The sequence below is a fragment of the Paenibacillus sp. FSL K6-1096 genome (assembly GCF_037977055.1).
Taxonomy (GTDB): domain Bacteria; phylum Bacillota; class Bacilli; order Paenibacillales; family Paenibacillaceae; genus Paenibacillus_AQ.
This window is the reverse complement of the sequence record NZ_CP150274.1, coordinates 3972091-3993929: the sequence shown is the minus strand read 5'-3', so window position 1 is coordinate 3993929 and position 21839 is coordinate 3972091. Positions and strand designations below refer to the sequence as shown.

Annotated in this window: 18 protein-coding genes and 1 pseudogene; 12 read left to right on the top strand and 7 right to left on the bottom strand. The window is 54.4% G+C overall.

The genetic code is table 11. The annotated features are described in order from the left end of the window. Window positions 1-42: 42 nt before the first annotated feature. Complete coding sequence (locus tag MHI24_RS17820) at window positions 43-837, bottom strand: hypothetical protein (RefSeq protein ID WP_340020869.1); 795 nt, start codon at window positions 835-837, stop codon at window positions 43-45. 623 nt (window positions 838-1460) lie between these two features. On the opposite strand from MHI24_RS17820, the gene hflX reads away from it, so the two are divergent. The 3 genes from hflX to MHI24_RS17805 all read left to right on the top strand — a co-directional run bounded on the left by hflX (window position 1461) and on the right by MHI24_RS17805 (window position 4331). After that, entirely contained in the window at window positions 1461-2732 is a 1272-nt protein-coding gene (gene hflX / locus MHI24_RS17815) for a GTPase HflX (protein WP_340020868.1), read from the top strand. Between the two features lie 359 nt (window positions 2733-3091). Further along, the gene (locus MHI24_RS17810; protein ID WP_340020867.1) at window positions 3092-3412 is read left to right on the top strand and encodes a hypothetical protein; all 321 of its coding nucleotides are present in this window, start codon (window positions 3092-3094) and stop codon (window positions 3410-3412) included. Between the two features lie 31 nt (window positions 3413-3443). Further along, entirely contained in the window at window positions 3444-4331 is an 888-nt protein-coding gene (locus MHI24_RS17805) for an ATP-binding protein (RefSeq protein ID WP_340020866.1), read from the top strand. A 31-nt stretch (window positions 4332-4362) separates the two neighbouring features. On the opposite strand, the gene MHI24_RS17800 is transcribed toward MHI24_RS17805, so the two are convergent. The 3 genes from MHI24_RS17800 to MHI24_RS17790 all read right to left on the bottom strand — a co-directional run bounded on the left by MHI24_RS17800 (window position 4363) and on the right by MHI24_RS17790 (window position 8812). After that, entirely contained in the window at window positions 4363-5973 is a 1611-nt protein-coding gene (locus MHI24_RS17800) for a YVTN family beta-propeller repeat-containing protein (RefSeq protein ID WP_340020865.1), read from the bottom strand. Between the two features lie 276 nt (window positions 5974-6249). Then, window positions 6250-6978: a protein-glutamine gamma-glutamyltransferase gene (locus tag MHI24_RS17795; RefSeq protein ID WP_340020864.1), complete on the bottom strand. Its 729-nt coding sequence runs from the start codon at window positions 6976-6978 to the stop codon at window positions 6250-6252. A 133-nt stretch (window positions 6979-7111) separates the two neighbouring features. Beyond that, on the bottom strand, window positions 7112-8812 hold the full coding sequence (locus tag MHI24_RS17790) for a DUF4127 family protein (protein ID WP_340020863.1): 1701 nt from the start codon (window positions 8810-8812) through the stop codon (window positions 7112-7114). Window positions 8813-9210: 398 nt separating this feature from the next. On the opposite strand from MHI24_RS17790, the pseudogene MHI24_RS17785 reads away from it, so the two are divergent. From MHI24_RS17785 to MHI24_RS17775, 3 genes and pseudogenes are all read left to right on the top strand, one after another. After that, window positions 9211-9381: pseudogene (locus tag MHI24_RS17785) on the top strand (TetR/AcrR family transcriptional regulator); the annotation flags it as partial. Between the two features lies 1 nt (window position 9382). Further along, a complete protein-coding gene (locus MHI24_RS17780; RefSeq protein ID WP_340020862.1) occupies window positions 9383-10168 on the top strand; it encodes a GGDEF domain-containing protein in 786 nt (261 codons plus the stop codon). 177 nt (window positions 10169-10345) lie between these two features. Next, window positions 10346-10744: a GNAT family N-acetyltransferase gene (locus tag MHI24_RS17775; protein ID WP_340020861.1), complete on the top strand. Its 399-nt coding sequence runs from the start codon at window positions 10346-10348 to the stop codon at window positions 10742-10744. Here MHI24_RS17775 and MHI24_RS17770 read toward each other — a convergent pair whose 3' ends face one another. Continuing rightward, window positions 10745-11992 carry a helix-turn-helix domain-containing protein gene (locus MHI24_RS17770; RefSeq protein ID WP_340020860.1) on the bottom strand — a complete coding sequence of 416 codons (1248 nt, stop codon included), beginning with the start codon at window positions 11990-11992 and terminating at the stop codon, window positions 10745-10747. 567 nt (window positions 11993-12559) lie between these two features. After that, the gene (gene ald / locus MHI24_RS17765) at window positions 12560-13693 is read right to left on the bottom strand and encodes an alanine dehydrogenase (RefSeq protein ID WP_340020859.1); all 1134 of its coding nucleotides are present in this window, start codon (window positions 13691-13693) and stop codon (window positions 12560-12562) included. Window positions 13694-14005: 312 nt separating this feature from the next. On the opposite strand from ald, the gene MHI24_RS17760 reads away from it, so the two are divergent. The 6 genes from MHI24_RS17760 to MHI24_RS17735 all read left to right on the top strand — a co-directional run bounded on the left by MHI24_RS17760 (window position 14006) and on the right by MHI24_RS17735 (window position 20575). After that, window positions 14006-15325: an extracellular solute-binding protein gene (locus MHI24_RS17760; protein WP_340020858.1), complete on the top strand. Its 1320-nt coding sequence runs from the start codon at window positions 14006-14008 to the stop codon at window positions 15323-15325. An 18-nt stretch (window positions 15326-15343) separates the two neighbouring features. Continuing rightward, window positions 15344-15487: a hypothetical protein gene (locus MHI24_RS17755; protein WP_340020857.1), complete on the top strand. Its 144-nt coding sequence runs from the start codon at window positions 15344-15346 to the stop codon at window positions 15485-15487. A gap of 551 nt (window positions 15488-16038) precedes the next feature. Beyond that, complete coding sequence (locus MHI24_RS17750) at window positions 16039-17811, top strand: histidine kinase (protein ID WP_340020855.1); 1773 nt, start codon at window positions 16039-16041, stop codon at window positions 17809-17811. Between the two features lie 27 nt (window positions 17812-17838). Next, window positions 17839-18636: a response regulator gene (locus tag MHI24_RS17745; RefSeq protein WP_340020853.1), complete on the top strand. Its 798-nt coding sequence runs from the start codon at window positions 17839-17841 to the stop codon at window positions 18634-18636. A 217-nt stretch (window positions 18637-18853) separates the two neighbouring features. Beyond that, window positions 18854-19735 (top strand): sugar ABC transporter permease, encoded by an 882-nt coding sequence (locus MHI24_RS17740; RefSeq protein ID WP_340020852.1) that lies wholly within the window; start codon window positions 18854-18856, stop codon window positions 19733-19735. A 12-nt stretch (window positions 19736-19747) separates the two neighbouring features. Further along, window positions 19748-20575 carry a carbohydrate ABC transporter permease gene (locus tag MHI24_RS17735; RefSeq protein WP_340020851.1) on the top strand — a complete coding sequence of 276 codons (828 nt, stop codon included), beginning with the start codon at window positions 19748-19750 and terminating at the stop codon, window positions 20573-20575. A 502-nt stretch (window positions 20576-21077) separates the two neighbouring features. Here the strand turns inward: MHI24_RS17735 and MHI24_RS17730 are convergent. Continuing rightward, on the bottom strand, window positions 21078-21809 hold the full coding sequence (locus MHI24_RS17730; RefSeq protein WP_340020850.1) for a methyltransferase: 732 nt from the start codon (window positions 21807-21809) through the stop codon (window positions 21078-21080). Window positions 21810-21839: the final 30 nt, after the last annotated feature.

The window sequence follows — 21839 nt, the reverse complement described above, 5'->3', positions numbered from 1 at the left end:
TTCCAGCCATCTGTAACTCCGCCTGTCCGGAAGCCCTGCCGTTCACCACTGCTCCGCCATCCGGAAGGCAGCCGCCACATTATCCTCACCGGCAAGCGAGCTGACCACCAGCGTGACCGGGTTGTCCTGCACATTGTAGAGCAGCTGCTGATTCAGCAGATTCAACGCCACGTTCTGGTAAGCCCCGGATATACCGGAGCCGATGCCCTGCGTAATCACTCTTCCGCCGGTGACCGCCGTACAGGTATAGTTCACCAGCAGTGCCGTTTCGGTGGCAGGAATGGCGGTAGTCGGCGTAGGATAATTCACGAAGGTTCCGTTCACGGTCCCGCCGGCGATGACTTTATAACGGATCGGAGTGGAGGCCAGAATCTCCAGCCCGTCCGGACGGATTTCGGCGGCGACCGCTTCAGGAATGGTAACCGCGGCGCTCCGCCGGAAGCTGATGACTGCGGTGTCGCTGTCGGTTACCGCAATGTTGTTGCGAAATTCCGAGGTAATCCGGTTCAGCACTACCGGCTGTAACGGGACGGAAATCCACAGTCCGCTGCTGTCGACCAGATAGATGCGGACCCGCATCTGCTCCAGAGAGTACACGACATTGAACTGAAAAAAGGGATGCGTCACATTATACGTTCTAGTGACGACCTCCCGGTACCCCAGCTGAAATAATTCCTGGGCGAATAACGTCTCCGGACTGACGTCACCGTTAAGCCCGGTCAGATACAATGAGCCTTGATCGGCTCCATTATTCACGATCTTCACCACAGCCTGGCTGATAGAACCCGCCCCCGGGGTAGGGTTCTTTGTTAACATATTAGTTGTCAGGACTGGCACAGTGATCACCCTCCCATGAAAGCTGCTTTCTATCAGTATATGCAACAGAATTTGGAAGTTTCTGGTCGATTGACAGACAGAGCAGCCGTACAGCCCTGGGAACTTCCGTAACTGGAGGTTGTTGCCAGAAGCAGCCGGCTGTGTTAGAATCAACTTAACTTTTGGAGAACGGAGGGTTGCACGTGATAATAGACTTTATCCGGATTCGTACTTTACGCGGCTAATCAATGTTCATAGCGCGAAAGCTCTGCCCTGTGCAGAGGACTCAGGATAGGTCTGTCCATTACCGGCGACCCGTAACCATTGCTTCCCATAGACAATAGACAAGAGCATTCATCCGCTGCCAAGGCAGTGACCAGAGCCTTAGACTCTCCTTATTCAGGAGGCGTATGCCTCCGAAGCAGGGCAGCTATACAGGCTCAAGGCACCCTCTGCCAGCCGGATATGCTGACCCTTAGCTTCCGGGACAGTCCCGACGGCGGGAGGTTCTCTACCCTATATGTCCGTCTATGGTAAGGCATTGCTGTATACCCTATTCTGTTGTTCCTCCACTTTACTGTTAGCACAGGCAGACTGCCTGTGTTTTTTTGCGCTCAAATTATACTATGGAGGATGATCGATATATGGAAACCGTACAACCAAGAGCCGTCATCGTCGGCATACAGCTGCAGAATGACCTGAATTTTGCTTATTCAATGGAGGAGCTGCGCAATCTGGCCGACGCCTGCGACATTGAGGTCGCAGCAGAGCTAAGCCAGAAGTCAAGCCGGGTGAATCCCTCGCATTACCTTGGAACCGGCAAAATCCAGGAGCTGGCGCTCCTGATGGAGCAGCATGAAGCCACGGTCGCCATCTTCAATGATGAGCTGTCACCGTCCCAGATCCGCAATCTGGAGTCCGCTCTGGACCGCGAGGTAATCGACCGGACCATTCTGATTCTCAATATCTTCGCCCAGCGGGCCAAGACCAAGGAAGCCCAGCTCCAAGTGGAGGTCGCCCAGCTGCAATATATGCTTCCCCGCCTGACAGGGCTGCGCGAATCGCTTGGCAGACAAGGCGGCGGGTCCGGCCTGAAGAACAGGGGCGCCGGCGAGACGAAGCTGGAGCTGGACCGCAGACGGATCGAAGAACGGATCTCCGCGCTGCAGCTTGAGCTCCAGGCGCAGGTGTCGCGGCGGCAGATTCAGCGCAAGCAGCGGCACAAGAACGAGGTGCCGGTGGTCTGTCTGGTCGGCTATACCAATACCGGCAAGTCAAGCCTGATGAACACCCTTGTGGAGACCTATCATCCCGGCTCGGGCAAAGGGGTGCTGGCGAAGGATATGCTGTTCGCTACGCTGGAGACCTCGGTGCGCAGCATCGAGCTGCCCGGCCACAAAACCTTCCTGTTAACCGATACCGTCGGCTTCGTCAGCCAGCTGCCCCATCATCTGGTGAAGGCCTTCCGCTCGACGCTGGAGGAGGTCACGGAAGCGGATCTGCTGATTCATGTGGTGGATATTGCCGACCCGCAGCATGAGCAGCATATGGCCGTCACGCAGGAGACGCTGAAGGCGCTGGGCGCTGACAATATCCCTACGGTGTATGCCTACAACAAGGCCGATCTTACCGGCCAGCCGTACCCGCAGGTGGAGGAGAATTCGGTGACCCTCTCCGCCGTGCAGAACCGCGGAATTCAGGAGCTGGTCACCCTAATCCGCAGCCGTATTTTCACAGACTACATGGAGTGTGAGATCCTGATCCCGTATGACCGGGGCAGCCTGGTCTCCTACTTCAATGAACATGCCGATGTGCAGGCTGTCAGCTATGAGGAGCAGGGCACACGCCTGAAGCTGGAATGCCGGGCCGCCGATTACGAGCGGTTCCGGGAGGATTTTACCGAGCTGCCGCAATAGAAGCCACTGATTGAAACAGGAGCTGGACCCGGAACTCTTCCGGGCCGGCTTCTTTGCTGTGTCTATAGGCAACCGAGATGCACTTTATCGAAACTTTATTTTCGCGCATAAGGGACTTATGTGCCTCTGCTACATTGGTTGTACAACACACCACAGGAGGTATACCCATGGCAGAGCACACCCCCGTCCCGGTTCTGGAGCTGAAGGGGCTCACCAAGCAGCTTGACCGCAAGGCAGAACCTCCGGGTAAGCGCCAGGTTAGCCCGCGACACCATAGGCTTTACCAGAATCGATGAGGTGCTGGACATTGTCGGCTGACCGGTGCCGCGAACGATAAAGTCAGAACCTACTCGCTGGGCATGAAGCAGCGGCTGGGTCTGGCGAACGCCCTGTTATGCCGTCCGTCCCTGATTATTCTGGATGAGCCCACCCATGGCATAGACCCGTTCGGGCTGCGGGAGATGAAGGAATTGATCAAGCGGCTGGCCCGGGAGGACAACATTACCTCTCTGATCTCCAGCCATATGCTCCGAGAAATGCAGGACCTCTGCAACCGGGTCAGCATCATTCAGCAGGGTACACTCATCGAATCCGGCGCTGTCCATGACCTGCTGAGGGATTACAGAGCAGATAATCTGGAGGATGTATTCTTTGCTTGTGTAAAGGGGGGCACCTCATGAGAACAGCAGGCATTCTTGCCGGGTCTGGGGTGTGGCGGATGGTACGGTCCAAGACCTCGGCGATTTTTTCAAAATCATGGGAAATAACGGCTCTGTACTCACTCTGGGGAATGCCCAAACGTTCCCGATTCAGCATCTGCAGGCCAGCTTCCTGTTCACCGGCACCTTTCTTGCGATCTATATCGGACAGATGATCTCTCAGGACCGTTCACAAGGAACGATCAAGCTTATTTTAACCCGCTCTGTCTCCAGGCTGGAGTATTACATGGGCAAGGTACTGGCCGTATGGCTGTTGTCCCTGTGGCTCACCTTGCTGATGATTGCTTTAGGATATGTGATTGGGCTGCTGTTTTTTGGCTGGGGCGATTCTCTGGTGTTCTTTTCAGTCCAATCAGGCGGCTGGGAAGGATTTGCTGTCACAATGCTTACCGGACTCGCCTTTGCCTTCTCCTATTTTGCCTTTGGGATGATCGCCATAGTGGTCGCTATGCTGGCAGATAAGGTGCTGGAGACAGCTGTCCTCCTGGGCATTCTGCTGATGGCCGGCCAATCGAACCCGGAGGATCAGGCTACGGCGTGTATTGATGTCTATCAGCTTGAGCGGGCGGTCCAGAATGTACTCAGCAACGCCTACCGTTATACCCGGAATCTGCTGTCGCTATCTTCGGCAATTGAAGGCCGGCACCTGGTTCTGCGGGTGAAGAACGATGGGGTACGGCTTGCCCCCGGGAAGGCGGAGAAGATCTTTGAGCGGTTCTATACGGAAGAACGCATAGAGGCTCAGGGGCATCTCGGTCTGGGCTTATCGATTGCCAGGACAATTACCCAGTCAATGAAGGGTACGATACAGGCGCAGATCCTGGACGATATGATTATTTTCGAGATTAGGCTGGAAATCGAACAAGGCGCTCCACATTAGCTGTGGAACGCCTTGCTGTGCTGTTGTGGAATTAGGTCAGCTGGTGAACAGACCAGACAATACCGGAAGAGGTGCTTCCAAGATCAAGCGGCAGGGTTAAGCCGTCTGCTACATAGAAGAGTCCGATCACGTCGCCCGCCGTCAGGTCAAACTCCCCGGCCAGTGTTACTGTGCCGTTTCCAAGGATCGTCCGCAGCGTCAGGATAAGCGCAATGTTAACATTGAGCAGCGGGAACAATCCGCTGACCAGATCGGTTACCGTTGGCGAGGTTCTCCGCACAACAAAGGCCGGATTAACTCCCGTTCCTATCCCTACCGTGATCGCAGCGGTAGTGCTGTAGTTAATAGTCGCCTCAAACGAGTATCTGCCCGATGTTGGAATCGTATAATTCCCCGTAGTTTCATTAAACGATGCACTGTCATAGTAAGGAGAGGTCACGGTCCAGCCCGTCAGCTGGGTGCTTGTCGAGACGGAGAATGTTGGCAGCAATGCAGAGAACCCTTCGGTTGCAACGTTAGGACCTGTTGCTCCGGTCGCCCCGGTCTCACCCGTCACGCCTACTCCCGTGGCCCCGGTCGGACCAGTCGCTCCCGTCACGCCTACTCCCGTGGCTCCGGTCGCCCCAGTCTCACCCGTCACGCCCACTCCCGTGGCCCCGGTCGGACCAGTCGCTCCCGTCACGCCTACTCCCGTGGCTCCGGTCGCCCCGGTCTCACCCGTCACGCCCACTCCCGTGGCTCCGGTCGGCCCGGTCGCTCCCGTCACGCCTGCTCCCGTGGCTCCGGTCGGACCGGTTACTCCGGTCACGCCTGCTCCCGTTGCCCCGGTCGGACCAGTCGCTCCCGTCACGCCTACTCCCGTGGCTCCGGTCGGACCGGTCGCTCCCGTCACGCCTACTCCCGTGGCTCCGGTCGGACCGGTCGCTCCCGTCACGCCTACTCCCGTGGCTCCGGTCGCCCCGGTCGCTCCCGTCACGCCTACTCCCGTGGCTCCGGTCGGACCGGTTGCTCCCGTCACGCCTACTCCCGTTGCTCCGGTCGCCCCGGTCGCTCCCGTCACGCCTGCTCCCGTTGCTCCGGTCGGACCAGTCGCTCCCGTCACGCCTACTCCCGTGGCTCCGGTCGCCCCGGTCTCACCCGTCACGCCCACTCCCGTTGCCCCGGTCGGACCGGTTGCTCCGGTCGCCCCAGTCGCACCCGTCACTCCCGCTCCCGTTGCCCCGGTCGGACCGGTTGCTCCCGTCACTCCAGCCGGCCCAGTCGCACCGGTCGCTCCCGTGCCGACAGTTTCGCCCATCAGCTCAGCCGATACCAGGCGGTGGGCGGTGACGAGCTGTCCGGCGCTATCCTTGCCCCATACCGAGATCTGGATCGGATCATTGGTCACCGCCGGGGTAAGAAACATAAACTCAAAAGCATCCAAATCCGCAAAATACGTGTTAGTAACAGATTCATTGGCCTCTAGATTAAGCGTCTGATAAACGTACATATTTCTTACTCCGCTCAGAGTGTAGTAACCCTCTATTAATATGGCGGCAGACGAAACCGCACTGCGGTTATCAACTCTTACCGTCACCTGTGTGGTGGGTCTCACCCCTCCAACCGGATTATTCTCCAGTGGTCCTGTTGATAATAAACTCATCGCTCAGTCTCCCTTATCGCAGATTTGGAATATCACCAATCAACCCCTTCTCTACTGAATCTATCTTGTAACTGACTGGAAGCTCGCAGCAGATAGATTGGTTTATATAGTAATATTCTTCCATTTGCTCCCGGTGTGTGCATTACTGCTCCAATCCGGCATATATCCTGTATAAATAGGAGACAACACATAAATACCCCTTCGCAGCAGCCCGGTGCAGGTGTCCGGCTTGCCGCAAGGGGCCTGGCTAAAGATGAACGGAAAGGCCGCTCTCCTCTAGCGGGTAATATAGGATCTGACTCCAATCCGGGTGTAGATGGCGGTTTTGGGATTGTTTTTGGCCGCTGCCGGAGGACCTAAGCGCGAGTTCCCGAGGGAAGCGATATAGGCGAAATCAGGATGAAGCCCCTCATCCGTCAGGTAAGCCGAAGTCCGGCTGCCCGGCACCCGCTCCCTGTTGAGTGAAGTAATCATCTGCGCAGCACTCTTAATCCCCAGCCCGTGCCCGTAAAAGCTGTCATTCGACAGCATGATCGCGTTCTCCCCCTGCCACTCCGGCTTAGAGGGATCATGGTCAGGGTTCTTGAAATAGACCACATCGCCCGGCCGCAGCTCTGACTGGTTGAACGTGGTAATCAGCTTCAGATTGCTGTCGTAGTTCCAATCCCACAGGAACAGATCCGTGAAGTAGCGGTTGAACGCAGCCTCCCCGATCATGCTGATTGTTGCCCGGTAGAGAATCATGACCATCGCCATCGCACATTCAAAGGCATACAGCTGCCCATTTACAAAAATATCGTTGATCGCTGCCGAAGGCGCGACATTGGCTTTTAGCTCAAACCCACCATTAGCCGTACGGTTCCAATACATTGGATTGCAGCGGGAGTTCTCGAACGTTGAGAAATCCGTCCCTCCCACATTCATCGCCCGGGCTGCCGCAATAATCTCCCCGCGCATTCTGTTCTCGAACGCCGGATCTGCAGGAGCCATATATCCATATCCCATTCTGCCGTCCCCTTTCATCCTCTTGTCATGAAATATAGGTTATTGTACGTGTCGGGCCCTATATTGGTGCGCAGGAGATTGGTTCAGCACACAAATACGGCTCCCCGCCGAATCATCCACGGGGAGCCGTCTATTATTGCAAGGTTACATCAGGATTCAAAGTGATTTCAAACGCACGCCCCCACAAATAATCCGGGTCATCGTAGGGAAGTGCAGCACTGCTATATTGCGAGAGCGACCAGCCGCCCCCGCCAATCTGGCGGATGGCCGAAGCCGGTGCAGCACAGACATTCAGGAAGGCATTTTTGCAGAAAAGAGTGTCCGTATGCTTCTGCATCCGCTCTCTCAGCAGGTCTTGGAGATACGAGTAATCCTCCGGACTGTTAAACAGCAGCATATTCTGATCTGCAAAGGCAGCGGTATTCTCATATAACGAATGGGCTCTGGAGTAGGTCCGGATTTCACCGATCGCCAGCCTTTTATAGTAATAATCCTTGAGGAAACGTTTGAAGAGCAGCGAGCCGTGGGCATTAACCGCAGCATCCAGCGCCGCCGGAGCCGTCTCCGTAACCGTAAAGGCATACCGGGCCTGGGCCATACCCAGGGCGAGTCCGATTTTGTTGCCTGGCGTGTTCCATCCGCTGTATCCCAGCAGACTTCCGGTCTGCCTGCTGCCGAGCAAGGCTTCAGTGACCGCAGCATCTGCTGCGCCCGCGCCGACACAGTCAATTACTAACGACGGGACGCAGCGGGCAAAGTTATCTTCTATACGGTTCACCGCAGCCAGCGCCTGGTCCGCAGCAGTTATAGCGATAATCTCCAGCTCACGTGCATCGCCTGCCGCCTCTCCCCCGACAATATCCAGATGGCGCAAAATGTTCTGATGCACATCCATATATTCATACGGACTTGTAAGAGTCGAGCCATGAGGTCCGAAATATTCAACCGTACACCTGGTCGCTGTCCCGTTCCGGTAGAGCTGATTCGCCATCCGCGCCAGTAACGCCTGCCCCAGTCCGTCTGCATCGGGGAGGATGATAGCCTTGTCAGGATTTTGCCCTCCGGAGCCGCCAAGCCATTCATCAATACGCGCTTCCACATAGTGAATCTCATTGATCTGCACACCCTGGGTACTGGCATCATCGACACCTATAGCGAGGAAATCGATGTATCCCTCCTGCGCCAGCTCCTCCAGAAGATAGCGGTTCGTCTTGAACTTATGCCGTCTGGCATTGTAATACTGTTCTTTATCAAAAGTGGCCGGATCTCCATACACATCTGTAGGCGACAGATTATATCCTCCGAGAATATCTGCAAACTCCGTAAAGCTTCTCCGGGGCTGGAGCATGAAATTACGTGATTCCGTATAAGCAGCCAAGTCCAACCCTTCGGCAAAAGCGGTCGTAGCCAGCCTCATCACCGTGTCCAGCACATACACCGGCTTGTCCGGGTGCGCTTGCTTCACCTCGCGGATAACGTCCAGCAGGTCTGTAGCTGTAGCATCATAGGCCGGATAAGCTCCTCCCGCATCCGTGCGGAGACGGCGGCTCCCAATCAATCCCCCATACACAAGCATATCCGCTGAGAGGATAAAGCCGTCCACCGAAGCGGCATGATCCAGCACAAATTGCCGGATTGCGGCGGTGTCCCCATAAGCCGGTGAGGAGGTGGTCAGCAGGACCGTGCCGGACGAAGTCTTTTGCGAATCCAGACGGTTCTTGATATAAGCTGCAGCCGGGGCAATTACATGAATGCCAGCCGATCTCCCTTGCACGATCACATCATCCAGATTAACGGGCCGGTCATCAAGCGGTACATATAGCACATTCTTCATGGTTATCACACTCCTCTAGTTAGCATATAGGCTTAGAACAGATGCCTTCACTACATAAGGAGATTTACACAGATGGAATACAACCAGAACAATAATTTTTTTGCCGCACGTCTATAACAGGGGAATTTAAATTGACTGTTGCGAGCGGTTACAGCCCTTTTTGCCGTTTAGAACAGTGCTACATGTACCGATGCCGTGATTTAACAGTGTACCCTGCTCAAGAGAAGAATTCGAGCGTTTCAACTCACCGTGCAGGCGATGGATGAAGTGGGGCGCATTCTCTAAAACGCATAATCCCGCCTATTACGAACACTCAAATTTATACTTGACAAGGACTGATTCAAAAGGTAGTCTTCATTTATTACAGTGGTTACTGATATTGGTAAAAGGAGAGCTTAATGTCCAATTCAATAAACCGGAGCACAAAAGAGAAGCTGATGTTAACGGCGATTGATCTGATCTCGCTAAAAGGATATAAAAGTGTTACAACGCAGGAGATTGCCTTAACCGTTGAGAAAACATTATTTCGCCACTTTGGTACGAAACAAAATTTGCTTGTGAGCGCATTTTATGACTAACATTCCTTTCTACCGGATATTTAAATTTCTGCTCTTTCCAATTGTTCGGGACGGCGATCGACCGTCATTCAGCCCAACTGCGTTCGCCACCAGAGTGAGCGTGTGCATCGTTCCAATAGCCATATTGCTATACCTCTTGGTGATTACGGTCGCGATGCAAATGGGGCTAGTTCTGTACCCGTTTAATGCGCTGGCGGTGGGAACGGCAATAACAGCCACTCTGGCGTTCACGATTTCGTTCACTGTGACCTACATTAATTCTGTCGTTTTCCAAAAGCTGCTGAATTCTTATGATAAATCTGTGCACTTGAGCAGAACGGATCCATTGACTGGGTTGCTCAACCGGAAAGGTGTGAGGGATTACGTCGATTCGTTACCTAGCCATCTGGACGTGGCAATAATCGACATCGACAAGTTCAAGAGCATCAATGATGCCTACGGCCACGCTTTCGGTGACACGGTTATTGTAAACCTCGCAGGTATTTTGAAGGCGGTAAGTGATAAACTTGGGCTGTGTGTTGGGCGGCTTGGCGGCGAGGAATTCGTTGTAATCTCTCAACAATCGATGGGGAAAGAGTTTCTGCCTGTTTGCGAACTTCTGCGCTCAAGTGTCGAAGCAAGCGGCGTCAAATGCGAAGCACTAACAGTTAATTATACGATATCCATAGGCATTGCGCACGGATCCTACAACGAGAGTTTTTCCGAGGTTCTACATAGGGCGGATACAGCTCTATATAAAGCAAAAAGCCTCGGCCGTAACAGGGTCGTCACAGCTTAGACGGGCAACACATTGGCCTTCGCTTGAGGTGTCTAGACACTTCTACATAAAGAACCTGCCCATCTGAAAGGCAGGCTTTTTATATTCTTAATCATAGACGATGCAAGAATATCCTTAATCCATTTTTGCTCATTTATAGCTTATAATAATAAAAATGGATGTAAAAGGAGAGTTGTTATGGCATTGGAATTCAAAGTCAACGAACCGCTGCTGCCTGAACAACTGGCTGAAGTATTTAGATTATCCGGGCTGAAGCGTCCTTACAACGATTTAGAGCGTATGGGGAAAATGCTCGATCAAGCCGATGTCTTAATCAGCTGCTGGGATGGCGGCCGGGTCGTAGGAGTAGCACGGGCCATCACCGACTACTGTTATTGCTGTTATCTATCGGATCTGGCCGTCATCAAAGAGTATCAGAAACGTAATATAGGCAAAAACCTGGTGCAGCTCCTTCAAGAGACATTAGGGGATCAGGTAGCCATCGTGCTCTTATCTTCCGAGGAGGCTTTGTCTTTTTATCCTCAGATTGGCTTAGAACAGGTTAATAATGCGTTTCGGATCGCCCGGAAGCGTTAATTACCCGAACCAGAGATTCATCTGCTCCGTCTCCTCGGTCAGAAGGTCCAGATAGACGGAGGTACGGTAACCGGTCTCCTTGAGGCTCCTGCCTGTAATCTCGGCGATCCGGTTCAGGCGGTACATCAGGGTGTTGGCATGAATATGCAGAAAAGCGGCCGATTCCTTCAGATTGCCGTCCAGCGACAGGTATACGGCGAGGGTCCTCAGCAAATCACTTTTATGCTCACGGTCGTGCTCCTTCAGGGGATAGAGCAGCCTGCTGCTGCGGGTCCGGCTCCGCTTCTGCTCCAGAATGACTGGAAGATAGGCCCAGAATCCCATCTCCTCATAAAGCAGCAGCTCACGTGTATGATACGGCAGTAACTGCTTCATCTCCAGAATCTGTAGTGCTTCCCGATACGCAGCTGCCGCTGAGGTATATTCACGGTATCCCGAGCTGCAGCCCGCAGTAAGTCTGCCGTCTTCCCGCTGGCCCAGGTCCCGGAGCAGCCCGTGCAGGAATGAGGCCAGACGCTCCGTCCCCTCCAGAGGGAATACGAAGGAGAACAGGATAATCAGCCGGTTCTGCTCGGCGGTCTGGAACAGCAGCCGCTGCCCGGTATAGGTGTCCATGACCCGGCGGAAGCTCTGCAGGAAGTGCTCATTCACCGGCCCGCTGCTCTCCAGCACCCCGATGTAATAGCTTTCCGGCAGCAGCACCGACCCGGCCTCCGCCTCCTGGCGGATACGGGTCTCGCTCTCATAATGCGAGGTCAGCAGCTTCCAGAAGAAGTCCTCCAGAGCCTTCTCCTGCTTCGTCTTCCAGCCGCGCTGCTTCAGCAGATACCGTCCGGCAATGCCGGCAGCCTTCTCCACAATCTCCTCCGCCTGCCCTGCGGCAAGATTGCCCCGGTCCACCACCCAGATATAGCCCAGAATCTCCTGCTGGTGCCTGATGCACATCGCCAGCCTGGGACCAAGCCCGACCTCCATCACCGCAGGGATGCGGATCGGATGGCTGCTGCTCTCCAGCTCATGCATGACGCCCTTTTTGCGCAGGCCGATGATGACGGCGCTCGGTACCTTTTTGCCAATGATGGTCGAGATCCGCGCCGGATCGCTCTCCGTCTGATGCGAGCTGTAGCCGATCACATGATGGTTGCTGTCCTCAATCGTCACCTGGGACTGGAGTGATTCGCTGATTGTATCCGCCAGGGATTCCATACTGTCAAAAAAACGGTCAAATGATGGCTCTGTTTGCGCCAATGCTCCCACCTCAACCTGAAGAATAGCAGAATAAGTGATTACATTATATTACGCCGCCTGATGGTTGCCTATAGGAACACACCAGAATTATGGAGAAAACCTGACATCTCATGAAGAATTTGCGTCAAAAGTTGTGTGTGTGGAGCGATACCTTACATGGAGTGTGCATCTGGCACATCTGTCTTGGCCTTAGCATCAGCCATTTCGCATACATTTGGCCCATACGAATCCGGCTAACCGATTGTATTCGGTTTTTCGCATACATCTGGCTTACACGACACCCGCCAAACGATTGTATTCGGTTTTTCACATACATCCGGCCCACATGCCTCCCGCTGACCAATTGTATTCGGTTTTTCGCATACATCCAGCCCACACGAATCTCGCCGACCGATTGTATTCGGTTTTTCGCATACATTCGACCCGCTCACCCTCGACGTGTCCATTGTGATCGGTTTTCCGATTACATTCGGCCCATTCCGCCAAAAAAGCCCGGTGATCGCTCACCGGACTCCATCTCTGTCTACTTTATTGCCCCTCTGCTCTAGCCGACTTTTCTCTCTATAGTTAGATCAGCGTGAACTCCTGCTCGACAGCAGCTTCAACCGTGAAGTACTCTTCCCCAAGCGCTTCGGCTACGGCCTGGCAGGTGATTTTGCCGTTCGCTACGTTGACGCCGCTCTTCAGGCCGGCATTGTCTTCGATCGCCTGGAATACACCCTTGTTGGCAATTTGCAGCGCGTAAGGAACAGTGACGTTGGTGAGGGCGATGGTCGAGGTCTTCGCCACTGCACCCGGCATATTGGCAACTGAATAGTGCAGGACCCCATACTTCTCAAAAACAGGGTTATCATGCGTGGTCACCCGGTCAATCGTCTCCACAATTCCGCCCTGGTCAATCGCCACATCGACAATCACCGAGCCCGGCTTCATCGTCTGCACCATGGCTTCGGTTACCAGCTTAGGAGCTTTAGCGCCCGGGATCAATACGGCCCCAACCAGCAGGTCCGCTTCGGCAACAGCCTTGGCGATATTGTACGGATTCGAGATCAGGGTGCTGATCTGCGACCCGAAGATATCATCAAGCTGGCGGAGCCGGTCTGCGCTCAGATCGATAATGGTCACCTCAGCGCCGAGGCCGATGGCCATCTTCGCTGCATTGGTGCCGACGACACCGCCGCCGATGATACTGACCTTGCCGCGGCTTACGCCGGGAACACCGGAGAGCAGGATGCCCTGTCCGCCGTAGTTTCTCTGCAGGAACTGTGCACCGAGCTGTACCGCCATCCGTCCGGCCACTTCGCTCATCGGAGTGAGCAGCGGCAGGGTCCGTCCATCCACTACGGTCTCGTAGCCAATCGCGAACACACCTTTGTCCTTCAGGGCGGCGGCAAGCGCCGGCTCTGGAGCCAGATGCAGATATGTGAAGAGGATCAGGCCCGGACGGAAGTAACCGTATTCGCTGGCCAGCGGCTCTTTTACCTTCATTACCATTTCAGCGGCAGCCCACACTGCGGCGGCTTCTGCCACCAATTCAGCACCGGCTGCGGCATACTCTTCATTCTGGAATCCGCTGCCTACACCCGCTCCTGCTTCCACCAGCACCTTGTGGCCCTCTGCGGTCAGGCTGACAACACCCGCCGGGGTGATTGCTACCCGGTTTTCATTGTTTTTGATCTCTTTCGGTACACCAATAATCATCTCTCATCGCTCCCGTCTGATATGGTTCTCTTATGTGAAGAATCATAACATACGGCTTGGCGCTGCATTTTGGGTAAAAAGAAAAACATGATCTGACATGATTGTGGTTTTACACAATGGGCTGAAGCGCCGCAGCAGCTGCCCCAGGGATAGAACGTTTCCCTGCACTATAGCCGCCCTTGCCCTAATCCGGGGAGAGAAATGTAAAGTTATGTTCCATATTCTCCTGTTTTTTGTTCCTTCTGACGCTTCCGGCCATCTGCTATTCTTGAGTTGCAAGCCTATATAGTACACACAGGGAGGTTGTCGCTTTTGAATAAAAGCCGTGTTATCGCCGGAATCACTTCACTCATTCTGATCATGGGCCTGACCGCAGGCTGCGGGAACAGCAGCAATACATCTTCAGCAGGCAATGAGAGCTCTGCTACAGGCAAGAATGCACCCGTAACCCTCAAAATGTGGGGCGGTGTCCCGCCGGAATCCGGCCCGCAGCAGGTAGTGGATAACTGGAACAAGGAACACCCCGATATTCAGGTGGAATATGTACGCTATGTTAATGATGATGACGGCAATCTGAAGCTGGATACGGCGATGATTACCGGCCAGGATGTGGATCTGTTCGTGAACTATACGATCTCCCACGCCTCCAAGCGGGTAGAGTCGGGGCTGGCCCTGGACCTCAGCGGCTTCACCGATTACAACATTGAGGAGAAGATGGGCGCGGACACGGAGAGCTGGAAGATTGACGGCAAGTTCTACGGCGTTCCGACAACCAAAAGCCCGTTCTTCATCGCCCTGAACAAAGACGCCCTGGACAAGGCCGGCCTGCCGGTGCCGAAGGAATGGACCTGGGATGAGCTGCGCGAGTATGCGAAGAAGCTGAAGAACGGCGATTCGTATGGTTTTATTCAAAATATGGAGCCCTTCGTTGACCCGATCGACTCCGTGCTCTCCCAGGAGGGCTATACCAAGGCGGACGGCACCTCGAATCTCGATCATCCCCTGGTCAGACAATGGCTGGAGACGCTGAACGGGATGATGCAGGACGATAAGACCACACCGCCGCTCGGCGAGCAACTGACCTCCAAAATGCCGGTGGAGCAGGTGTTCCTCAGCGGAGAGGTGCCGATGCTCAATATCGGGGCGTGGCTGCTGCGCAGCTCGAATAACTTCACCGACTTCCCGCGTGATTTCAAAATCGCCTTCGCTCCGGTACCCCGGCTCGCTGAATCGGCCAGTGATTATGTGACCCGCGGAGGCCTCGGCGATTACATCTCCATCAACGCCAAGTCCAAGAAGCAGGAGGCAGCCTGGGAATTCCTGAAGTGGTATTCCGATGGCGGCATGGCCCCGATGGCAGCGGGCGGAAGACTCCCGGCCTCTAAGGATGCCAAGCAGGAGGATGCGCTCAAAAGCCTCATCGGCGACAACAGCGACTCCTACGATCTGGACTCCCTGATGTACGTCATGTTCGACAATAAGACGCCGACCTATGTCCGCAGCCTGCCCCAAGAGGTAATGGACCTGCGCTCACAGGAGTACGAGAAATATTTCCTCGGCTCGCAATCGCTCGACCAGACTCTGCAGGCCATGGCAGCTCGGCATAACGAGTTTTTGAAGCAGAAGAAATAGCGCGCAGGTGGAGAAAGCGTGGACAGCGTAGAAATAGAGAAATGCAGTATGCTTGCGGACTGGGATGCGCTTATTTGGGCGAATCGCGCGATTCTGGAGGCTACGCGGACTCAGATGCGCTTAACTACCATTTTCAGCTTCATTTCCGGCTACCTGGAGTGATATAAAGGTCTGTGAGTCCGTCGGTCCGTCCATCCGTTGGTCATCAGTCCATCAATCCATCAGTCCACAATCATAGGCGGCACAAGCGTTCAGGACCCCTCATTACCGCGCACACTGGCAGATCGTTTATAATTAGGGAGGAGGGACTAACTTTACAAAGGAGTGATGAAATGCTCAGAAGCTTCAAAGCCTTTGACAGAACCATCATTATAGGCGGATTAGTATCGGCGGGAGTCTTGCTCCTGGCTGGGGTGTTTCTTCTGCTTGCGCTGAAGTACAACATCATTCGATTAAACTGACGTCTTATGCCCCTGCATACTCCAAGAGGTCCCTTGACCAGGCGGAGCGGATAACGATCCGCTTCGCCTTCTCGCGCTGTCAAGTAGCCTGGGTAGAACAAAACTATGCATTTCCGCCATCCTCCCATGCCCGCTGGAACAAAACCATGCAATTTGAAATATCGCCAATCCGGCGGAGGGATTATGCTATAATCTAGCCATATCAACCGTCCCTGAGCGGGCGGGTTCAGTCAGGCTTGGAGGTGCTTCCCTGTGTCACAGCTGCTGCGTGTGCTAATTCCCCAGAAGTTGAAATACCGCCTGTTCACCGCGTTTGTGTGCCTGATTCTGCTGCCGTTCGGCGCACTGAATGTCTATAACTATCAGCGCATTGAGACACTGGTCCAGAAGAAAATCAGCCAGCAGAGCCACTATCAGCTGGAGCAGATGTACCGCACGCTGGAGGACCAGATCAGCATCGCCTTCAAGACACTGCTGTTCCTGAAGCAGGATGACACCGTGAAGTCTGTACTGCTCCATCCCGAACAGCGTAATGAGCTGGAGAATAAGCGGCTGATGGAGAATATTTTCAAGAATCTGAATAACAGCTTCTTCCTGTATAATCCTTCGGTCTACTTCATGATTCTGGATTTATCTGAAAGCGCATACACATCTTATCCGCCCAAAGATCCACTGGTCTATTCCAAACTGCGGGCTAATCCGGGGTTCGACCGGAAGCAGATGGATAACAACTCCTATCACTGGGTGCCCAATGATACTAACTACGTGCTGCGCGATGTCTCTACCAGTGCCTATCTGCTGTCCTTATATGCGTATCTGGAGGATGCCCGCAATCAGCCGTATGGCATGGCCCGGATCAGCATTGACTATACGTACTGGCTGCGCTCCATCCACAAGCAGTCCGATCTGGAGCAGCAGTATTTCCTGATTACCCGCTCGGGCGAGGACATCTCCCAGTCGGTTCCGGGCAGCCAGTTGTCTGAGAAGGTGAAAGCGGGCTTTGCCGGACAGCCGGGACAGCAGTATTTTATCGACAAAGAATCGAACGCCCTGATTAATTATATCTATGTGGAGTCGCTGGACTGGTATATCGTCAACCGGATTCCGCTGTCTGTGCTGTTCGTGGAGATCGAGGGGCTGAAGCAGCAGTACTTCCTTACGTTCCTGGTGCTGACAAGCATCTTCCTGATGATGACCTTCGTGATTGCTACAACCATAACGCGGCCCTTATCCCATCTGCAGAACAAGATGAAGGCGGCGGTGCACAAGAACCTGAAGATCCGCCTGCCGGAGCACAAATTCAGCGGCGAGATTCTGGAGCTGACCCGGACCTTCAATACGATGCTTGACGACACCAGCCTGCTGATCCAGAAGCTGAAGGCGGAGGAGCGGCAGAAGGAGGCGGTGCATTTTCAGATGCTGCTGGCCCAGACGAATCCCCACTTCCTGCTCAACACGCTGAATACGATCAAATGGATCGCCATCCGCGAGCAGAATGAGGATATTACGAACATGACCCTGTCGCTCGGCAAGCTGCTGGAGGCCAGTCTGAACACCGATAAAGATCTGATCCATCTCAAGGATGAAATTGAGCTTGTAGAGGCCTATGTCCATATTCAGCAGGTCCGTTATGCCCACAAATTCGACTGTACCTTCACGTATGACGAGGACGTTCTGTATGCCCTGGTGCCGAAGCTCAGCCTTCAGCCGCTGGTGGAGAACGCCATTATTCACGGGATCAGCAGACTGCCCGGCCACGGCCTCATTGAGCTGAATGTCCGCCGCGAGGAGCATCGGCTGATTGTCGAGATCAGGGACAACGGCGTAGGCATGGAGCAGAGCGGCGGCACCAAGGCTCCGCGCAAGCGTCCGGGCATCGGGCTGAGTAATATTCAGGAGCGGCTGCGGCTGCTTTTCCGGGAGGAAGGACAGCTTGAGGTGCACTCGACCAGCGCAGGCGTTACGGTCCGCTTGACGCTGCCGCTGCTCCTGTCCACACCATACGGCAACGAACATCCGGCTTAAGGCGCATAACTACGGGAGGGATTACACATGTGGAAGGTACTGCTGGTGGAGGATGAGGTATTCGTACGGGAGAGTGTTCGCGAGATTATCGCTTGGGAGGAGCTTGGCTTCACGGTCAGCGGAGAAGCAGGCAACGGGGCTGAGGCACTGGAGATGATCCGGGAGGATGCGCCCGATCTGGTGATTACGGATATTGTCATGCCGGAGATGGATGGCGTCGAGCTGCTGCGCAGAACGCGTGAGGAAGGCTATGATTCCCGCTTCGTCATGCTGACCTGTATGAATGACTTCGAGAATGTGCGGCAGGCCATGGAATACGGGGCGTCCAACTATATTCTGAAGCTGTCGATGAGCGTCAATTCACTCCGGGACACGCTGCGTAAGATCAGCGGCGAGCTGGAGAAGCACCGCAAGGCAGGGCCGGATATGCACCAGGAGGTTCCCCCGCCCCCGTCTCTGCCGGCCCATGAGGAGCTGACCAGCCACCCGGAGATCCAGAAGATCCTGCACTATCTGCATGAACACTACGCCGAGGATATTACCGTGAAGTCGATGTCCCAATATGTCATGATGGCCGAGAATTATGTCAGCACCCTGTTCAAAAAGAAAACCGGCCACACCCTCATCCACTATCTGCACCGTATACGGGTGGATCAGGCGATCCGGCTTCTGACCGGCTCCAACCTGCCGGTCTATGAGATCGGCAACCGGGTCGGCTTCGTAAGCGACAACTACTTTATCAAGATTTTCAAGCGCCTGACCGCACAGACACCCAGCCAATACAGGCATCAGCACCGGGAGAAGCCGGATCGCTTGAGCTTATAGCCTGCCGGTCTGTACCCTATTACAGCAGCATTCCCTCCGGGAATGCTGCTTTTTGGTCTGCACACGGATAGAACATAACTAAGACCGGAGCGCCTGCCGCCGCTTGCGTAAATGTATATTTCTGTGCCATGAAGTGGGTGGTTTTGTTCCTTATCCTCTGGAAGGGTGCTTGTTATGCTTGTTATGTACTCAAAAGACCTGAAGGAGTGGGGCTATTGTGAAGGCAACCTGGATGAGACGCCAGCAGCTGCTGGGCTATCTGTTTATCGGGCCCAATATGATTGGCGTGATGCTGTTTTTTATTATACCGGCTATGTATTCGTTCTATCTCATGTTTACAGATTACAAGTTTATGAGTCCCAATACCAAGTTCATCGGGCTGGCGAATATCCGGCGGATGCTGGGGGATGAGGTCTTCTATATTGCCATTAAGAACACGCTGCTGTTCCTGGTCTCCGTTCCCATATCGATTGGGCTGGCATTTCTGGTAGCTGTCATTCTGAACCGTTCTGTCTATCTCAAAAAGCTGCTGCGTGCCCTCTACTTCATGCCTTACATTACCAGCGGCGTAGCCGTGGCCTTCGTCTGGATGCTGCTGTTCCACCCGAATAACGGGCCGATCAACGGCATTCTCCGCTCCATGGGTATCGCTAACCCTCCCGGCTGGCTGTCCACGATGGATACCTCCATGTATGCCATTGATATCATCTGGATCTGGTTCATGCTCGGCTATAACATGATTATCTACCTCGCCGCCCTGCAGGAGGTGTCCGGCGAGCTGCTGGAGGCAGCTACCATCGACGGTGCCCGCACCTGGCAGACGGTCCGCAGCATCCTGTGGCCGCTGGTCAGTCCCACCACTTTTCTGCTGCTGATTACCGGGCTGATTATGTCGATCAAGCAGTTCGGCATCATCCAGGCGATTACGCAGGGCGGCCCCGGGAACAGCACCACCGTATTATCCCTGTTCATCTATCAGAATGCCTTCCGCTATTACGAGATGGGCTATGCGTCCGCGGTCTCCTGGGCCCTGTTCCTGATCATTCTGATCTTCACCGTGATTCAATGGCTGGGCCAGAAACGCTGGGTTCACTACTAAGGAGCTGAGAATATGAATAAAGCCGCCGTTACCAAAATCACCGCTACCCTGATCATGCTGTTCTTCAGCATCGTCATGATTGTACCCTTCCTCTGGATGATCAGCACCTCCTTCAAAACCCCATCCGAGGTATTCCGTTATCCGATCCAGTGGATTCCAGACCACTTCAACTGGAGTCATCATGTAAAGGTGTGGTCCGGCCAGGGCAGCTTCGTGCCCTATTACCTGAATTCCCTTAAGGTCGCTGTGCTGAGCACCATCGGCGCCGTCTCCCTGTCCGCCTTGGCGGCCTATGGGTTTGCCAGAATTGAGTTCAAGGGGCGTAACACGATGTTCCTGGTCTATCTGTCGATGATGATGGTTCCTCCGCAGGTGCTGTTCGTGCCCAAGTTCATCATGTTCGACTGGGCCGGCATCTATAACACCCACTGGGCACTGATTCTGCCCGGCATGTTCACCATCTTCGGCGTATTCATGATGCGGCAGTTCTTCCTCTCCGTGCCCTACGAAATCTCGGAGGCCGCCTTCATCGACGGCGCAGGCCATTTCCGCATCTTCTCGCGGATTATCCTGCCGATGGCCAAGCCCTCGCTGGCGACGCTGGCGATTATCGATTTCTCCTGGCACTGGAACGATTATGAGAATGCGCTCGTCTTCCTGATCGACCAGGACCTGTTCACCGTTCCGCTCGGGCTGCAGAACTTCATTCTGGAGAACAATGTCGATTACAACGGCATGATGGCCGCCGCAACCGCCGGGATCATCCCGATGATTCTCGTCTTCCTGCTCGGCCAAAAGTACATCATTGAAGGAGTGGCCAGCTCGGCGGTGAAGGGGTGACGGGGCAGGGTTGCTGTGCCGGATTAAGGTGCAAGGGGTAGGCTTAATTGTAGTCTGTACATCTAAACCGCCGGATGTGCCGCCGAATCTCGGTTTAGCTGTATTTCGTACAAGTAAAATGCCTCTATAACTGGATTTTCGCCCATCCAGGCAAATATAGTTGTACAGAATACCGTTAGACGAGGAAAACCTTCGGGTGCACTGTTTATAGTTGCACAGAATACACTTATCTCTAATTAAAGACTGAGCTTGAACATAGAGCTGATATTAGGCTGACCCAGCGCCCGTTGCTGACCTCTACCCTTCAATTCAAGTAACTGATTGTATTTCCTGCAATAGAAAACGCATTGCTGACCGTAAAATACGATTCTATTGTAATTCATACAGTAGAATGTTGTGTTTGAGGTGAAAAAGGGCCTTTTTTCAATATCCGATTGTACGGAATACAATAGATCCTATTTCGAAGCCTCTTCTACAGCATTCCATTGTACAAAGTGCAATGCTATCGTTCCTCCGCCTTCACCGCCACCCAGCCGTCAATCAGATAAGCGCCGAAGAAGCGGGATACGGCCGTGAACCCGGCCTCCTCCAGCAGCTGCTCCATCTCTGCGGCAGGAAGCGGATGGGAGGTCATCCCGAACGACTGCGGAAAGGTCTGCCACTGATCCTCTGGGATGCCGTTACCGAGCATATGCAGCCGCCAGCCCGCCATCTGAAGCTCCCATGCTGGTGAGCCCGGCTCCCCGCAGATGGCGGACAGGCAGAGCGGTGCACCCGGCTGAAGCCGCGCGGCAATGCTGCGGAGCAGAGCCAGCTTGTTCTCCCGCCCCTGCACGAAATGCAGCACCAGCATACAGGTTGCGGCATCATATGCTCTGGCACAGCTCCAGGCACTAATTTCCGTAAGATGCAGCCGCACTCTATCCAGCAGACCCATCAGACCCGCAGCCTCCAGCCGCTGCCTCGCAGCCTGGAGCATACTCTGCGAGGTGTCCAGCCCGCTGAAGCTCCAGTCCGGGTGGCTCTGGCCCAGCTTCAGTATCTCCTGGCCTCCGCCTGCTCCCACGACCAGCAGCTCCGGCTTCTCCCGCCCTCCAAGCCGTGCGGTCAGCAGCGTATCCATCAGGTCATATTGCAGCGCGTAGCCGGGGATTTTGCGGCTGATATTCTGTACATACTGATCGCCGTCTGCCTGCTCCCACGGGCTGGCCCCATTAGCTATATTGTTGTTCATTCTATCCCCTCCAGTCATGAGCAGGAGCCA

Coding starts and splice junctions, on each gene's coding strand:
- ald (WP_340020859.1), bottom strand. CDS start 13,693: ATGATTATTGGTGTACCGAAAGAGATCAAAAACAATGAAAACCGGGTA.
- MHI24_RS17745 (WP_340020853.1), top strand. CDS start 17,839: ATGTGGAAGGTACTGCTGGTGGAGGATGAGGTATTCGTACGGGAGAGT.
- MHI24_RS17800 (WP_340020865.1), bottom strand. CDS start 5,973: ATGAGTTTATTATCAACAGGACCACTGGAGAATAATCCGGTTGGAGGG.
- MHI24_RS17795 (WP_340020864.1), bottom strand. CDS start 6,978: ATGGGATATGGATATATGGCTCCTGCAGATCCGGCGTTCGAGAACAGA.
- MHI24_RS17780 (WP_340020862.1), top strand. CDS start 9,383: ATGACTAACATTCCTTTCTACCGGATATTTAAATTTCTGCTCTTTCCA.
- MHI24_RS17730 (WP_340020850.1), bottom strand. CDS start 21,809: ATGAACAACAATATAGCTAATGGGGCCAGCCCGTGGGAGCAGGCAGAC.
- hflX (WP_340020868.1), top strand. CDS start 1,461: ATGGAAACCGTACAACCAAGAGCCGTCATCGTCGGCATACAGCTGCAG.
- MHI24_RS17775 (WP_340020861.1), top strand. CDS start 10,346: ATGGCATTGGAATTCAAAGTCAACGAACCGCTGCTGCCTGAACAACTG.
- MHI24_RS17790 (WP_340020863.1), bottom strand. CDS start 8,812: ATGAAGAATGTGCTATATGTACCGCTTGATGACCGGCCCGTTAATCTG.
- MHI24_RS17735 (WP_340020851.1), top strand. CDS start 19,748: ATGAATAAAGCCGCCGTTACCAAAATCACCGCTACCCTGATCATGCTG.
- MHI24_RS17810 (WP_340020867.1), top strand. CDS start 3,092: ATGAAGCAGCGGCTGGGTCTGGCGAACGCCCTGTTATGCCGTCCGTCC.